At 39.0% G+C, this 16,715-nt stretch carries 14 protein-coding genes; 2 read left to right on the top strand and 12 right to left on the bottom strand.

The features are described 5' to 3' along the window. Positions 1 to 150: 150 nt before the first annotated feature. The 8 genes from ACYQ1I_RS12880 to ACYQ1I_RS12845 all read right to left on the bottom strand — a co-directional run bounded on the left by ACYQ1I_RS12880 (position 151) and on the right by ACYQ1I_RS12845 (position 9,064). Entirely contained in the window at positions 151 to 1,482 is a 1,332-nt protein-coding gene (locus ACYQ1I_RS12880; RefSeq protein ID WP_459765942.1) for a methyl-accepting chemotaxis protein, read from the bottom strand. Positions 1,483 to 1,563: 81 nt separating this feature from the next. Further along, entirely contained in the window at positions 1,564 to 2,364 is an 801-nt protein-coding gene (locus ACYQ1I_RS12875) for an SDR family NAD(P)-dependent oxidoreductase (RefSeq protein ID WP_459765941.1), read from the bottom strand. Between the two features lie 134 nt (positions 2,365 to 2,498). Continuing rightward, entirely contained in the window at positions 2,499 to 3,935 is a 1,437-nt protein-coding gene (gene gltA, locus ACYQ1I_RS12870; protein WP_459768173.1) for an NADPH-dependent glutamate synthase, read from the bottom strand. A 10-nt stretch (positions 3,936 to 3,945) separates the two neighbouring features. Next, positions 3,946 to 4,788 carry a sulfide/dihydroorotate dehydrogenase-like FAD/NAD-binding protein gene (locus tag ACYQ1I_RS12865; protein WP_459765939.1) on the bottom strand — a complete coding sequence of 281 codons (843 nt, stop codon included), beginning with the start codon at positions 4,786 to 4,788 and terminating at the stop codon, positions 3,946 to 3,948. 277 nt (positions 4,789 to 5,065) lie between these two features. Continuing rightward, entirely contained in the window at positions 5,066 to 6,100 is a 1,035-nt protein-coding gene (locus tag ACYQ1I_RS12860; protein WP_459765937.1) for a sensor histidine kinase, read from the bottom strand. Positions 6,101 to 6,143: 43 nt separating this feature from the next. Beyond that, the gene (locus ACYQ1I_RS12855; protein ID WP_459765935.1) at positions 6,144 to 6,821 is read right to left on the bottom strand and encodes a response regulator transcription factor; all 678 of its coding nucleotides are present in this window, start codon (positions 6,819 to 6,821) and stop codon (positions 6,144 to 6,146) included. Between the two features lie 139 nt (positions 6,822 to 6,960). Beyond that, positions 6,961 to 7,611, bottom strand: coding sequence for a flavodoxin family protein (locus ACYQ1I_RS12850; RefSeq protein WP_459765933.1), 651 nt, complete (start codon positions 7,609 to 7,611; stop codon positions 6,961 to 6,963). A 409-nt stretch (positions 7,612 to 8,020) separates the two neighbouring features. Then, on the bottom strand, positions 8,021 to 9,064 hold the full coding sequence (locus ACYQ1I_RS12845) for a hypothetical protein (RefSeq protein ID WP_459765931.1): 1,044 nt from the start codon (positions 9,062 to 9,064) through the stop codon (positions 8,021 to 8,023). Between the two features lie 377 nt (positions 9,065 to 9,441). Between ACYQ1I_RS12845 and ACYQ1I_RS12840 the strand changes: the two genes are divergently transcribed. Together ACYQ1I_RS12840 and ACYQ1I_RS12835 are read left to right on the top strand one after the other, a co-directional pair. Beyond that, complete coding sequence (locus ACYQ1I_RS12840; RefSeq protein WP_459765929.1) at positions 9,442 to 11,388, top strand: FAD-dependent oxidoreductase; 1,947 nt, start codon at positions 9,442 to 9,444, stop codon at positions 11,386 to 11,388. A 90-nt stretch (positions 11,389 to 11,478) separates the two neighbouring features. Further along, positions 11,479 to 12,267 carry a MurR/RpiR family transcriptional regulator gene (locus tag ACYQ1I_RS12835; protein WP_459765927.1) on the top strand — a complete coding sequence of 263 codons (789 nt, stop codon included), beginning with the start codon at positions 11,479 to 11,481 and terminating at the stop codon, positions 12,265 to 12,267. Positions 12,268 to 12,478: 211 nt separating this feature from the next. On the opposite strand, the gene ACYQ1I_RS12830 is transcribed toward ACYQ1I_RS12835, so the two are convergent. The 4 genes from ACYQ1I_RS12830 to ACYQ1I_RS12815 all read right to left on the bottom strand — a co-directional run bounded on the left by ACYQ1I_RS12830 (position 12,479) and on the right by ACYQ1I_RS12815 (position 16,712). Then, on the bottom strand, positions 12,479 to 13,594 hold the full coding sequence (locus tag ACYQ1I_RS12830) for a TolB family protein (RefSeq protein ID WP_459765925.1): 1,116 nt from the start codon (positions 13,592 to 13,594) through the stop codon (positions 12,479 to 12,481). Between the two features lie 96 nt (positions 13,595 to 13,690). Continuing rightward, complete coding sequence (locus ACYQ1I_RS12825; RefSeq protein WP_459765923.1) at positions 13,691 to 15,166, bottom strand: sensor histidine kinase; 1,476 nt, start codon at positions 15,164 to 15,166, stop codon at positions 13,691 to 13,693. After that, the gene (locus ACYQ1I_RS12820; RefSeq protein WP_459765921.1) at positions 15,144 to 15,851 is read right to left on the bottom strand and encodes a response regulator transcription factor; all 708 of its coding nucleotides are present in this window, start codon (positions 15,849 to 15,851) and stop codon (positions 15,144 to 15,146) included. The genes ACYQ1I_RS12825 and ACYQ1I_RS12820 overlap by 23 nt, the downstream gene beginning before the upstream one ends. 102 nt (positions 15,852 to 15,953) lie before the next feature. Continuing rightward, positions 15,954 to 16,712: an ABC transporter ATP-binding protein gene (locus ACYQ1I_RS12815; RefSeq protein WP_459765919.1), complete on the bottom strand. Its 759-nt coding sequence runs from the start codon at positions 16,710 to 16,712 to the stop codon at positions 15,954 to 15,956. Between the last annotated feature and the right edge of the window lie 3 nt (positions 16,713 to 16,715).

Here is a 16,715-nt window from a genome sequence, read left to right as displayed (position 1 = left end):
CGGTAAGGTAACGTGAAAGTAAATTAAAAAGGATTTTGAAATCATAATTTTATCAGGTTAGAACGACTTATTTCAAAATTTCCTTTATATAATGAAAATCAGCAAAAAAATAAGCCGTAGATTGATCCATCGGCTTATCGGTAGAATGAATTATAGCTTAAATTTATCAGATAATTTCTGTAATTTTTCTGCCTGGTTCGACTGGTTTTCTGCTGAAACTGCTGCTTCATTTAAAGCTAGATTAATTTCACATAGACTGGAATTAATCTCTAGAGTATAATCCGAGCTTTTATCCGCCGTCTCAGCAACATCATTTATCATATGACTGATTTTACGGATGGACTGATTCACAGCTGTAGCTGATTCCTTTACTGAGGTTGATATATTTTTAAAGGCTTTTGCATCCTCTTCATATTGCTCTCCGGTTTGAAGAAGCAATTGGTAATCTGCTTTTACATTCACATCGATATACTTTAGAATATCCTGTGAGCTCTCCGTCAGGTTTTCAAATACTTGAGTTACCTGAGTTACCAGCCTTTCAATGACTGAAATTGCATCCGAAGATTGGTTGGCCAGTTTTTTCACCTCGTTGGCAACAACCAGAAAGCCCTTTCCCCCTTCTCCAGCTCTTGCCGCCTCAATAGATGCATTCAGTGCCAGTAGATTAGTTCGTACTGCAATTTCTTTAATGGCATTGGATATTACTGCTATTTCCCCTACGATCTTTCCCTCTTCAATCGCCCTTACTATTTTTTCGTGTTTATCAGAATAGGTAGTATCTGCCTTGGCAAGAGAGTCTACCACTCTTTTCTTCATGTCTGATGCCCTGGTCTCCATTTCATCAGAAGCCTTTAGTGCAAAAGCAATTTGCTGGGTAAGGGACTGATTGGCCTCGACAATCTCTTCGATGACCAAGGATGCCTTTTGGGTCACCTCTAATAGATAAAGTGCGTCTTCCGAAAGCCTCGAGGAGGTATCATAAATTGTATTAATGCTGGAGGAGGAGCTTTTTGCCGTTATGGCTATTTCATGGCTTGATGCATTGATCTTTTTTGATATTTCCTGCAGCTCTGAAATCAAACATTTAATTTTTGATGTCGCCTTATCAAACCCATGTCCAAGCCTTCCAATCTCATCATTTCCTTCAAAAACCAGTTGGTTTGACAAATCCCCATCTCCCAGTTTTTCTGTATAAAGTAACACCTTCTTCAGTCGATTTAAAACGAATTTATCATAAATGAAGACAACAATCATGACCGAGATAATTATATTTAATCCAGATGATACATAAAAGCCGATTTCACCTTCTAAATAACTGGTTTCTACTCCCAGTGAGGAAATGGCATTTCTTCCTGTGACAAAAACTGCATTCACTAGCTGCCCTATATTGGTGCTTAAAATTTGTACGATGATCACTGCAATAACCAGTTTAAACTTAATTGAGTCCACGGTTGCACTCTTTATCTTTTCTCTAATCTTCACTTAATAACCTCGCTTCATTCGTCAATATGCTAAAAAGAAAACTGGCCATCATCCGCGTATAAAAAGATATGAATTCTGCCATTAATGACTGTTGGAATCCATCACTTTATTGATCATTTTCATTGCAAAGGAAGGTCTGAGACTGTATAAAAGGTTCATTACCTTACAATCTTTTCCGATAAAGACACGGAAACGGTCGTTTTCCATAGCATCAACAATCAGCTTGGCAGCTTGTTCAGGGGAAAGCATATTTTTTGCCCTTTCGTCTTCTGCTGCCGGCTTGCTTCCCTTAATATCAGAATTAATCTTGATATCCGTAGCGACACCCCCCGGAACGATCACCGTAACCTTTACATTGGTTTTCTTTAATTCTGAATGAAGGGCTTCCGTCATTACCTTCACAGCTGCTTTAGAAGCGCCGTAAATACTCTGTCCAGGTACTGGCAGAAAGCCTCCCATACTGGATACATTGACCAGATGGGCTTCGGGCCGCTTCATTAAATAGGGTAAAAAGGCCTTGGTCATGTAGAGTGTACCATAAAAATTTACATTCATGACCCGGTCGATTTTATCAAGCTCCAGTTCGTTGAGATTAATAAAGGGCTGAATAATTCCTGCACAATTAATCAGACCATCCAGGTGTTTGTATTTTAATGCCGCCTCCTTTGCAAATTCCAGCACCTGTTCTCTATTTGATATATCCACAACATGGGTATAAAGCCTTCGATTGTTTCCTGATAATTTAACTGTTTCATCCAAAGCAGCTTGATTAATATCTACAGCGATGACTGATGCTCCTTTTGAAAGTAATGCTAGTACGATTTGTCTTCCTACTCCATTTCCTCCACCTGTGACTACAATACTTTTGTTAAAAGCTTTCATAATAACTGTCTCCTCCTGATTACTGGTATTTTTCCTAAAACATTGTTGAGCAAAATCAATAATTTGATTATAATTACAATTTACATGATAAAGGTAAACTCAAGATAAATTGACCAATATTTTTTTGTGTTTTATTATTTATTACCTTTTTCAAATAAACCATTCGCCGTTAATGATTGACACTGAATTTTTTTATATTGTCTTATATCTCTGTCAATGGCCATTGCTGCAGCCTTCCCAGCCCCCATGGCTAATATGACAGTTGCCGCCCCTGTTACCGCATCTCCGCCTGCATAAATCCCTTTTCGTGAAGTAAGGCCTGTTTTTTCATCGGTAATAATCCCTCCCCATATTTGCGTTTCTAGCCCACAGGTTGTTGATTTAATTAATGGGTTTGGCGATGTCCCAATGGACATAATGACACAATCAGCCTCAAATAGCCTCTCTGATTTTTCTTTTACAATGGGCTTTCTCCTTCCGGAAGAATCCGGCTCTCCTAATTCCATTTCAACGCATTTGATCCCTTTTACATGATTCTTTTCATCACCTAAGATTTCTACCGGATTCGTTAAAAAATGAAAATGAATCCCTTCCTCTCTTGCATGTTCAACCTCTTCTTTTCTGGCTGGCAGCTCCTCTCCAGAACGGCGGTATACAATCATCACCTCATCTGCTCCCAGTCTTATCGCACATCTGGCCGCATCCACTGCTACATTTCCGCCGCCGATGACAGCAACTTTTTTGGCTTTATAAATCGGTGTTCTAGCATCATGCTGATATGCTTTCATCAAATTCACCCGGGTTAAAAATTCATTGGCTGAATAGACACCCTTCAGATTTTCTCCTGGAATCCCCATAAATTTGGGAAGACCTGCTCCTGTTCCTATAAAGACTGCCTCAAACCCTTGATCTAACAATTCATCAATTGACAATATCTTCCCGATGACCATGTTCGTTTTTATTTCCACACCCATTTGAACCAACGTGTCAATTTCTTTTTCTACAATCGCTTTGGGCAGCCTGAACTCCGGGATACCATATACCAATACACCTCCAGCCAAATGAAGTGCTTCGAAAACAGTTACTTCATAGCCCTTTCTGGCCAGATCGCCAGCACAGGCCAAACCAGCAGGCCCAGAACCAACAATTGCCACCTTATGCCCATTTGATACCTCTAAAAGGGGAGCCTCCTTATCATTTTTAATGTGCATATCTGCGGCAAAACGCTCCAGTCTACCAATAGCAACCGGCTCTCCTTTTATCCCTCTGACACATTTACCTTCACATTGGTTTTCCTGAGGACAAACTCTTCCGCAAACAGCCGGAAGTGAATTGGAGCGGGAAAGAATCTCATAAGCCTTTTCAGCTTCACCCTGGGCTATTTGACTGATAAATTCAGGTATATCAACTTGAACAGGGCATCCATTGACACAAGGCTTATTTTTACACCTTAAGCATCTTTCTGCTTCCTCCATTGCCTGTTCTAAGCTATACCCTGGTGCCACTTCCTGAAAGCTCTTAATTCTTGCCATCCTGTCGTGATATAACATTTCATTCTCTTTTAATGACATATTTAGCATTTTACTGAACCTCCTTTTTTAAAAGATTACAAATATTTTCATGGGATTTACGTTCAAAGGAATGGTAAAAATTAGCCCTCTCCATTGCTTCATCGAAATCAACCCTGTGCTCATCAAAATCCGGCCCATCCACACAGGCAAATCTGGTTTCTCCATTGATGGAAAGGCGGCAGCCTCCACACATACCCGTTCCGTCAATCATAATTGGATTCATACTGACCACTGTCTTGATCTTATATGGTTTCGTTAATTGACATACAAACTTCATCATTATTAAAGGGCCGATTGCAAGAACTTCATCATATTTTTCCCCGCTTGCAATTAGATTTTTTAATTGATCCGTTACCAGACCTTTCAGGCCATAGCTGCCATCATCAGTCATGACATAAAATTGACTGGAAACCTGACGAAACTCATCCTCTAATAGAACCAGCTCCTTTGTTCTGAAGCCTGTAATCGAATGAACCTCTGCTCCTTGCTCATGTAACTTTTTTGCAACCGGATAGGCAATGGCACATCCGACTCCTCCACCGATGATTGCAACCTTTTTTAACCCCTTAGTATGGGTGGCGATTCCCAGAGGACCGACAAAATCACAAATGAATTCTCCTTCTTTTTTTTGATTTAATTGCTCCGTTGTGGCGCCAACAATTTGGAATATAATAGAAACAGTTCCGGCGCTTCTGTTAAAATCTGCTATGGTCAGGGGAATCCTTTCTCCCCTTTCATCCACCCGCAAAATGACAAACTGACCTGGCTCAGCTTTTTTTGCAATCAAAGGTGCTTCTATTTCCATGGATACGACAGTTGGATTCAATGTTTTTTTCTTTACTATTTTGTACATATAATAACCTCTCTTACTTAAAGTTTAACCGTTTGTAAACGGTCCATTTGCTGTGCTGCATGCCTTCTTTTACAACTATAAGGTTTTTGCGTAAACCTACAGTAAACTTTCATAACTATTCAGTCACAATTAAGAATTCCTTTTCTTCAATAAAAAAAGAGTACCGCTAAGGATACTCTCTTGGTATTTAAAATTTCATCCAATGGTATGTGATCTCTTGCTTTCTCATAAATCTAAGAAATCCATTTGAATGAGATTTTCACAGTTTACTTTTAATTTATCTTCTTTTCGGTAAAACAATTGTAAATGTGCTTCCTGAACCGGGTATGCTGGTTACTGAAATATTGCCCCCACACAATTCAACAATTCTCTTGACAATTGAAAGTCCCAGTCCAAAGCCTCCAGTTGTATGGGATCCATCTCCCTGATAATATTTATTAAATATATGTTCGAGTACTTCCTTCTCCATACCAATACCTGTATCAGATATTTCTATGGTGATGCTGTTGTCTACAGCCACCATGATAATTGTAATCTCGCCGCCTGGCGGGGTAAATTTAATGGCATTGCTGATAAGATTCACCCATATTTGCTGCATCATTTCAGCGTTTCCATAGTATTTAATCGGGGAAAGCTCCATATTTAAAGTAATCTGTTTTTTCTCCATTTCCCGAAACATTAATATTGTACTTCTTTTAATCTGTTCATCCAGCTCAAATTCCTTCTTATCTGTTATGACTTCCTGTGCATCAAGCTTTGACAGCAATAAGGTATTCTGTGAAAGTGCCGCCAGTCTTCCGGATTCTTCAGCTATAATTTGAAGATATTCTTTTCTTTCCTCTTCTGTAACATTATTTTCTAGAATAAGCTCTGCAAATCCCCGGATAGAGGTGATGGGGGTCTTAAACTCATGGGAAAAATCATTGATGAAATTCTGCATTTCAGCCTTCGTATTCTTTAATTCCCTGACCATTCGGTTAAAGTTCTCATAGATCGGCTTATATTCCCCCGAATTTTCCAGATCTAGCTCGACATCCAGATTTCCTTCAGCTACACTGTTAATCCCTTCTGAAATTTTTTCCATCCTGGATTTTAGATTTTTTATAATTTTATTGAGAGAAAAGCCTACGACAAGGCCCATACACGGAATCATTCCTAGCATGAAAATGGCATTATCTCTGTCAACACCATGTACTGTAAAGTTAATCAATCCAAAGGCCATGACTGAGCTTACAAGAATTACTACATAAAACCATACTGCCCAGCCAATCATACCTATTTTTTTATTTTTATACCTTCTCTTTTTTTTCATATTCATCTATCCCACTGTATTTTTTTATTCACTGAAGAAATAATTACCCTTCATGTATCTCTGCTTTATATCCCAGGCCTCTAATTGTAATAATTTCAAATTCCTGATAATCCTGAAACTTATTTCGTAATCTGTTGATATGGGTTTTGATCGTCGTTTCATCGCTTTCGGTATCATAGCCCCATACTTCATCAAGAAGCTGGGCCTTTGTAAAAATGGTTCCGGGATAGGAAAGCAGTTTATAGAGCAGTTCAAATTCCTTTTTGGGTAAATCTACTGTATTCTTTCCCTTTCTTGACACTGTATAGCTCGTCGAATCCAGCGTCAGCTCACCAATTGTAATTTTTCTTTCACTTGCTATGTTGGCCCTTCTGAGCAAAGCCTTAATACGCCAGAGCAGCTCTTCATAATTAATCGGCTTTGTTAAATAATCATCCGTACCAGAAGCGAAGCCCGTTCTTTTATCATCAAAGGTATGCATTGCGGTAAGCATAATAACTGGAATGGTCATTCCTGCTTCACGTAACTCCTTTACCAGATCATAACCGTTCATAACCGGCATCTGTATATCTGCTATAATAAGGTCGATATGCTTATGATCCAGTATTTCCAGGGCTTGTTCTCCATTCACTGCCTCTTCAACCGTATAATAAGGTTTCAATCTTGCACAGGTAAGGAGCCTTGTATGTTTATCGTCTTCAACTACCAGTATCGTTGCCATCTAATCCCTCCTGATAATAACTACCCTGATTTTAATTTACAGGGGTAAACTAAGGGTAAACTATCCTGAAACTATAATATATGAGTTAGCCGGTTCCCGGGAAGCTAATCCTTATTAGGCAAGGAAAAGATATCTGCAATTAACCTCGAACCAATTCTATCCCCATTTCATAGGCTCTATTACAATCTATGGGGAACACATCCTGACGTCTCTTTTCCTTTGCCTCAACGTTGAACATATCTGCTACAACCTTGGTATAATCCGGAAATTGGTAAGTATCTGTACTATATAATGACATTACCTTACCTCTGAAAATCCTTTTAAACAGACTTTCATTCGATATAAATAGCTGGTCATATTTTACTTGCCCAATTGCTTCTTCTGGAACATTCATAGTATATATCAAGCCCACATGAAGTTCTTTAGGAAAAAGTGATCGTTGGTCTACATTACTATACATCAAATAAGGAAATAATAGTCTTTCCATTAGGGATCTCATTTCCCCTGACACATTTCCAAAATAGATGGGTGAGCCTAAAATAATGGCATCTGCCTCCTCTACCCTTTTTAGCAGAGGCCGTAGCTCATCTTCAACCCTACATTTTCCATAGCTTTTACCACCCTTCAGCTTACAGGCAAAGCAGCTGATACAGCCTTTAAAATTCAGATCATATAAATGAACCAGTTCTGTCTCAGCACCCTGTGAAGCAGCCCCATCAAGGGCCTGCCCAAGCAAGGTTGCAGTATTCCATTTTTTTCTAGGACTTCCATTGAAGGCTATTATTTTCATTACTGAATGCTCCTTTCAATTATATATTTGCTTTAAAAATAGCGCTTAGATGGTTAATATGGTATAATTTTAAAAACATACTAATGAGGTGAAATTTATGATTAAAAAGGCTTTAAAATCAGCAATCGGTATAAGCATTGGAGTAACAATTGGGAGTGTTGTTTTGCCTCGAATTATATTTTCTGATCTTTATAACGATACCTATCCGCCAATATTAGTACAGTCACTACTGTACCTTACGTTTTCTTATGTTGTTTGCTTTCTCGTTTATCTTTTCATGGGATGGATTAAAGTAAAAATGAAAAAAGAAAGCTAGTCCCTATGGGCATAATGGTCAACGGAAAAGCTAAAAGAAGCTTTTATTAAATGGAAAACAAGGATTACAAATAAAAACTTTCCCTCCTTTTCATTAAATGATAATATCTTCACCAATAGTAGTCTGAAAATACTGAAACAGTTCTACCTCCAGGGTTTCAGTATTTTCTGTAACTGGCTCCTGTATGACAGCAATCTTCAGCTTTGAACCCAGTATACCCTTTGGCTTTTCAGGTCTAACAATAAATCCCATGCTTTTGCCTCTGGTAACCGGCTTTGCATCAAGATATGCCTTCGTATAGAACTGAAGGGAAATATCCCCCTGACATTCATACTCAACGACAGTAAAATACATACCCTTAGGACAAAGTTCCAAAAATTCCTTTTCAAAATTTGATTTATGTTGAGCCAGTTCCTCCGAAGTAATCTGCTCTTGTACCCTGGGGTCATTAAATATCTTTTCCAGCTCTGCCCATACATTCATCAGATAGACTCGGTTAATTTGTGCCCAATGGGCTTCTCCCGTAATCATATTACGAAACCTCAGCTTATCAGGATATACACCGCCTATCCTTAAGGTAATAGGTTTTTCTACCGGATAAGTAACCGTGTCGGGGCGCATGACAAAGCGAAGGGCCGCATCTTCGCTAAAGGCTGGAATTGATAAATACTCCCCTTGTAGCTCTAAAGTTGTTAGCATTAAGGTATCTATTCTCTGATAGTTTATACCCTTCGCCTGCCAGCCATTACGAAGGAAATCTGAAAGCAACCATATTGACTCCCAATCCTGAAGATTAAGCCATCGGCTTTGACAAGCGGCTACTTCATAGGCTTTTCCTCCAATGAAAAATCTGTCAACTGACTGAAATGGATTAATAAAATCATTATGCTCCTTGCTCCGCTGCAGCTCTCGATTGCTTTGTGGCCTTTGTGGAGTATCCACTAGCTGTAAAGCCTCTTCCGCCTCACGCTTCTCTTGATAGACCTCGTCGTACTGTAAAACCAATAATTGAAGCTGTCTACTATTTCGAACTACTCCAATAACGTTGCAAATAATCCCCTTTATCTCACTAGTTTTATCAATCACAAAAATTTCTTCTGTACGAGTCAATAGCTCCTGCAAGCTATAAATGTTCATAAAATCACTCCTTGTCAGGGGTCGTTTTTCAAGGTATTTTTTCTATCAATAAAATCATTATACCATGGTAGTTATATCCAACAAACTATATAAGGGTATTTTGACTACAAAATAATCGCTAGTATTTAGGTGCAAAAAACTAACTTCTAATAGGTAGGCCAAATTATAGCAGACTTTAGTTTTTATCTCTATCAATTTGATATAGGCAAGTTATTTATTTGGTTATGTAAAACACTTCATAAATGAGACAAAGAATGTCTGATTCAGACGAGCATAAGCGTATATGGAAAAGAAAGAGGATGACCCTTGTGATAAAATTAGCATAGTTAAGATTTTTTTTAACAAACTTAAATTTTAATATCGGGGGAGGTATTACATTGAAGAAGAAAATCAACCAAATATTCATGATCTTGTTATGTATCATTCTAATTTTTTCATTGGCAGCCTGCCACCCCCAACAATCCCAGGGAGGTAATACAATATATCAGGCAGGAAGCTATACTGCCAGTGCAAATGGAAAAAATGGCCCCCTAACCGTTGAGGTGGTTTTTTCCAGCGAAAGAATTGAATCGGTTAAAGTGCTGGATCACAGCGAGACACCCGGATTCGCTGAAACACCAATAGAAAAGGTGCCTGAAAAAATAGTTTCCGATCAAACTTTAGCAGTTGAAACAATCACCGGTGCTACTTATACCAGTGAAGCAATTTTAGCAGCAGTTGAAGACTGTGTGAAGCAAGCAGGTGGAGATATAGCTGCCTTAAAAACCAAAGAAAATACTGTATCAAGTAAGGTAGAAGAAGTATCCTATGATATTGTTGTTGTTGGTGCTGGTGCAGCCGGTTCGTCAGCGGCTTTAGCAGCAAGCGAAAAATCAGATAAAGTATTATTATTAGAAAAGACGGCTACCCCTATGGGTGCTGGAACGCTTGCAGGCGGTTTGTTTGCTGCAGACAGCAACCTGCAGAAAAAGGCAGGGAAAACGGTAGACAAGGAATGGTTATATAACGAATACATGAAATCCTCAGCAGGTTATATGAACTCAAATCTGGTTCGTACCATAATAGAAGAATCGGGTAAAACCGTGGATTGGCTTATGGAGAACGGTATGAAGCTGAATCTGATAGATCCAGGTACTGGAGGCGCTTTTGTTCATATCGGTATGCCTACTATCCTGCATGGCTATGCAGAGGGCGGCACGGTAGCCATAACAAATCTTATAAAGAAGTTTGAGGAAAATGGCGGCACAGTAATGTTTTCGACACCAGCAACAGAGTTACTGAAGGATTCTGAAGGTAAAATCACCGGAGTCTTGGCAAGGAAAGAAGATGGAACGACACTAAGGATTAATGCAAAGGCTGTTATAATCGCTACAGGTGGCTATGCCGGAAATGAAGAAATGATGAAGGAATATATAGGTTCAAAATATACCTTTGGGCAGATATTGACCAATACTGGAGATGGAATAAAAATGGCATGGAGTGCCGGAGCGGATGAATATGGAATAGGAACCATGCATTATTTCGCCCAAAATTTTACACCCCAAGAAACTGAAGCTTTAGTTTCTAAGTTAGGCCCAGAATTCTGGAATCTAACTAAATTTTCATATTATCCTCATTTACGGGTAAATACCCATGGCCAGCGTTTTTCAGATGAAACTTTGGCAACCAATTTTGCTATCCACAGCGCACAGCTACACATGCAGCCAAAACAGACTGAATATCTGATTCTTGATACTGCTGTTCTGGAACAAATCGCCCAAAGGGGTTATGCATCTGTAGAAGAGCATTACAGCACCTTTAAGAATAACCGCAATTTCTATATGGAATTCAATGAACCCTGTGACACCGATGAGCTCATTAAACAGGAAAATACACCTACAGATTATGTACCACTCCTTGAAAAGGCATTGGGAACAGGGGTGGTCTTTAAGGGCAAAACGATTGAAGAGCTTGCTAATAACATGGGTGTAGATGCGTCTGTATTTAGTGAAAGTGTAGCGCAGTTTAACAATGCCATCAAGACAGGAAAGGATGACCTGTTCTTTGCTAAAACTGAAACTCTGGTTCCAGTAGAAAAAGGCCCCTTCTATGCTGTTAAATATGTTGCCCGTAATCTAAGCTCCCTTGGCGGAGTGAGAATCAACGAGAGAATCGAAGCAATCGATGCAGAAGGAAATCCAATTCCAGGTTTATATGTTGCCGGTGCTGATGCCGGAGGAATGTATGGAAAAGCATATGTTGATTTCGAGGGAGGCACATTAGGATTTGCTTATACATCTGGTAGACTAGCAGGTGAAAATGCGGCTTCTTATATAGACAAATAATTTGAATCTCTCTTTAGAATGTGATATATTTTAGGGGATAATTATCAAACTAAGGTAATTATCCTCTATTATTTATGGAGGAGGGCTATCATGATCAATTTATTTGGATTGATTCAGATGTATAATACATATGATCATAAAAATGTTTATTATAATGTGGCAAGATGCCTTCTAAAGAACTATAACCGTATCGATACGATGACATCTACACAGATTGCCGAGCTATGCAATGTATCTCCTTCAACTTTAAACAGATTTTACAGGATGATGTCCTTTCCAATGACCGTTTCCCAGCTTCCTAATTTAGTTAGTATGACTAAAGATAATTATATGTTCGACGGAAATTATGTCCCATTGACGATAAAAAATACCAGCGAGTCTTCGGTTGATTATTATATGCATGACCTATTAGAAGCAATTAATTCATTCTATAAGTCCATAGATAAAAGCCAAATCAAGAAACTCGTAGAAGAGATAGCTTTATGTAGAAAGGTAGTCTTCTTAGGTTGTCCGATTCCACAGGGAATTTGGAGATTTCAAATGGACTTAGCATTAAAAGGAATTGAAACCTGTGCGTTTATGGACCCCAATTATCAGTACGAGGCCTTAGCCCATCTTGAAAAGGATACCATCGTGTTCTATACACAGTATTATAGGCTCGGAGATAATCGATTTAAAAAAAGTATTTTAGCCTGTAGAGATAGAATAAAAAAACTGGTAGTGATGACGAATAACCAAGCGCATCCTTTATCTCCACTGGCTGATTATGTATTTATGTATCCGGGTAATGCCACTGAACGGGATGCAATTTTAATGAATATATATATTAATCTTATTGCGATGACTTTTTGTGAAATAAGGAAGGAAAACTCAATATAAACTAACCAATAGGCTGCTCTAGCCTCTAAATTTAGGCGTTTTTATAGGGGGTAGGGTGTTTACATACCTGTAAAGGAGGGTCTCCCATATTTTTGAATATAATCACTCAGAGAATTATATCAGAATTTATCATATTTAGATTATAAAAATGGCCTCCTCCCCTTGGAAGGAAGCCATCTTTATATAAGCCTAGTACCCTTATAATCCTATTTTATTTACGTAAGGAATAGTTTAAATAGACAATACTACTATTATATTGTTTTCCGTCCCATTCTGTATAAACCAGTTCTTTACCTGAAGGACTCCAGCTGGTACTCAGGTATTGGATGTCAACGGCTATTTGGGTGGAATCACCGGTTAGCAGATCGTGGATATAAAGGCCGTCTACCGTTCTACCGTTTACATCAGCCTTCAGTTTGTAGGCTATCATTCTCTGATCCGGCGACCAGGAAACGCCTTCCAGTTCTGCACCCTCTGCTATTATTTTTCTGTTGCCTCCATTCCTATCATAAAGAGCCAAGGTTTTTTTAGCACCATCACTTTGTATAGCCAGTATTTGGTTTCCGTCGGGAGAAGGGAATACACTGTGAACATGACTCATATTCAAGCTTACCTTTTCCTTGGAAGACAGGTCTAGCCTCCATAGGCTTTCATCGGAATTTGTATTGTAATAAACATGATTCTTTATTTTTTCAACTATAACCAAAGATTCATCCTTTAATTCGTCTATAGAAGTGATCTCCCCAGATGTACTTGCTATATAGGCGCCTCCACTGTAGGCGGCTCCAATAATTGTCTCATTATCTGCCCATTTTGCACCCATAGCCCCTGCTATATCAGCCCCTGTAATACCAAAGGTCTTTAGGGTACCCATATTCATCACATAAAAGGAGGGATCTCCCAGTGTAAATTCATAATATAGCAGGTTTTTCTTATCAGAGGATAGGGTAGCACCTCCTAGATTCACGTCCTTTTGTTCCTTTAACAGTTGATATTCTTCAGTATTAATGTTATACAAATACAAGCTTCTTGGATAGGAATCTGACAGCTCCAACAGGCTCAATTTATCCAGTGAAGTATTTTCTTTTGAAACAATCACCGTATTTTCATTTAACCAGTCAGTAATTGCCACATTCTCGTACCGGTCAATTTTTACTACCGAAATAATCGGCTCACCAGTCTCCTTACTCCCATCATCAATGATGGTTATGGTTTTTCCCGGCTCCTGAATGGTAATCCGATCTCCATCCTTTGCCTTTTCACAAGCAGTAATGATTAAAGGTAATGCCAGCATTAATATGATTTTTTTCATTTTCGTGTTTTTCATTTTACTCGCCTCCTCGATATACACATATCTTATCAAGGGATTATTTCTATAGGATATACAAATGTTTCAAGATTGTAAACAAATGCTTCAAAGCTGTTAATTATTTTCCTGGCCTGATGGCCTATAGGCAGGAAACAAAATTCTGAAGCTGGTGCCCTTTGAACCAGTCCTCACTAGGACAATGGAACCCCCTTGTATTTCAGCATACTTTTTAGCAAGGGATAGCCCCAAGCCTGCCCCGCCGTTTTCCCTTGATCTGTTTTTATCAACGGTAAAAAAGGGTTCATAGATTTTATGACGGAGTTCTTCTGGGATACCAATGCCAGTATCGGCAATTTCAATTATCACCTGGGCATCCTTTAAGTAATTCCTCACATAAATATTGCCCCTCGTTTGGTTATATTTAATCGCATTATCCATAAGATTCACAAGAATAATCGTCATGCTGTCTTTATCAGCCTCTACATAGGCCTCCGTTAAATCGGTTTCCAGTTTGATTCCAAACTTATCAATTTTACCCTTCAAGCTGTTAATTACCCCTTGAATTACCTGCTTTACATCCAGCTTTTCCTTATTGTATTCGAAATCATATTTTTCCATGGCAGACAACTGCAAAACCTTTTCAACCATTTCATAGAGCCTTTGGGTTTCACCTTTAATATTATTTTTTGCCGTTTCCAGTAGCTTATCATCATCAGGGTACATTTCCAATAAATCAATATAGGCTTTGATCGAGGTAAGCGGTGTTTTAAATTCATGGGTTACGTTCCCGATAAATCGTTTTTGTTGCTGATCAAGCAAAGATAATTTATTGACGGCTAAGGTTAGTTTTTTCTGTTCCTCCTCCATATCCTGAATGGTCCTCATAATTCTCCCACTCATAGCATGAATCCCCTCACTGAGCTTTCCAATCTCATCCCTACGTTGAAGTATGGTGGTATCATAATGTCCTTCCCGAACTCTACCCACCATTTTTTCAAGCCTGATGATTCCGTTGGCAAAGGAGCTAAAATAAAAATAAGCTAGGATAAAGCTTAGAAAAAATACAACGGCTCCGATATAGATAAACAATTGTCTGATGCGATTGTAAAACCCTAGCTCTCCTGATAGAGAGTAGTAGAATTGAACGACCCCCACCTGTTCATTTGCTACCTTTAATGGTGTCAGATAATATAAAGAATCCCTTTCCACCAGATAAGCAGTTTTATTATTTAACGCAAATTCCAATGTTTTTTGAATACTATCGGATTCCATATGGGCGACCCTTTTACTGACTAACGTCCCCTTGCTGTCATACAAAGCCAAAGGCTGGCCGCTTATTAATTCTAGTTCCTCTGCAAATTCCTCTCCTTTTGTTTCCAGAAAGGTTTGAGGTACCTTATTGTCTTGAGCCAAAAGTGTCTGCATAAAATATATATTTGCCCGTTGGGCCTGCTGCTCTAAATACGCTTCATATTGCGATTGCTGATTCACCTTAATTCCCCTCAGCACCGTTAGACTTAATATAAATACAGTAAGAAGCAATAGGGCCGCCAGAAAAATACTAAATTTAATTTTTATACTTGTTCTCACCGTAACCTCCTAGGGCTTTATAGCCAATACCATGAAGGGTTTGTATAATTTCACTGAAATCAGATCCCAATTTTTTTCGCAGCCTTTGTATATGAATGTCTACGGTACGGGTACCGCCGATATATTCCATTCCCCATACCAAATCTAAAAGCTGCTCCCTCGAATAAACCCTATCGGGACTAGATACCAACAGTGCCAGTAGATCATATTCCTTTGGTGTCAGCTCCAGTAGCTTATTTCCTGCAAAAGCAGTTCTTTTACTTAAATGAAGCTCGACTCCACCTAACCTGACGATATCAGACTCCTGTCCTTTTCCAATAGTCTGAATTCTTCTTAGCAATGATTTTAAACGTGCAAGGAGTTCCCGCATATCAAAGGGCTTTGTTATATAATCATCTGCCCCCAGCTCAAGCCCCAGTACTTTGTTAACAATATCCTCCTTTGCCGTCAGCATGATAACGCCAATAGGTTCTTCATTCTGGAGCTTCTTTAAAATATCATATCCATCCATTCCCGGCAGCATTACATCTAAAATAATGGCATCAGGACTGAATTCTCTTAACTTTTCCAAGGCCGCATCCCCATGATAGACTACTTCAACTATATATCCTTCTCTTTTTAATGCATATGCAATTGCATCTGCAATTTTCTGTTCATCCTCAATTACCATAATTTTTCCATTCATTTTCACCATCTCTTCCTGACCAAAAAACGTCGATTAATTTCCATGCCCTTCGACTAGCCCTTGAGGCAGCAACATATTTGACATTGAAGCTGTAACAATATGCTATATTCCAATCTCCTGCATTTTCGCCGTAACTTTTTTTATTCTGTCCTCAGTATCCATGCCATTGAATTTCGGAAACAGCGTTTGGCTCACGATTTTACCATCGCTCATGAAAAGGATACGCTCTGCTCTGACGGCCACCTTGACATCGTGAGTCACAAGCATAACCGCAATACCCTCCATATTGATTTCGGAAAATAGGTTCATAATCTCCTGGGCCGATTTTGAGTTAAGGGAGCCGGTCGGCTCGTCACCAAAAATTATTCTTGGGCTGCTCATCAATGCACGGCATATTCCCGCACGCTGAAGCTGCCCTCCCGAAACCTGAGTAATATCACGGTTTTCCAGTTTCTCGATACCCGTCCTTTTCATCAGATTTCTTGCCTTTTCTATTATTTTCACAAGATTTTTTCTGTTGCTACCCATGGACGGAAGAATGATGTTATCCAGGATATTCAGGTTTTTCAATAGGGTAGGCTGCTGAAAAACAAAACCCATTTTTGTTCTGCGCATATCGGCAAGTTCATTTTCACTTAGTGACAATAGATTTCTGCCGTCAAAAGCAACCCTTCCACCATCAACAACCTCCATACCGCTGAGGACAAACAAGAGCGTCGATTTTCCTGATCCGGAGGGCCCCATCACCGCAACGAATTCGCCTTCGTTAATTTGAACAGACACACCATCAAGGGCATTGCACCTCTCATCACCCTTGCCAAAAGATTTTACAATATTTTCACCGAACACAATCTGTTTCATAAA

The sequence above is a fragment of the Alkaliphilus crotonatoxidans genome (assembly GCF_054658015.1).
Note: the sequence above shows the minus strand (reverse complement) of the source record. Positions and strands in the feature narration are given on the sequence as shown.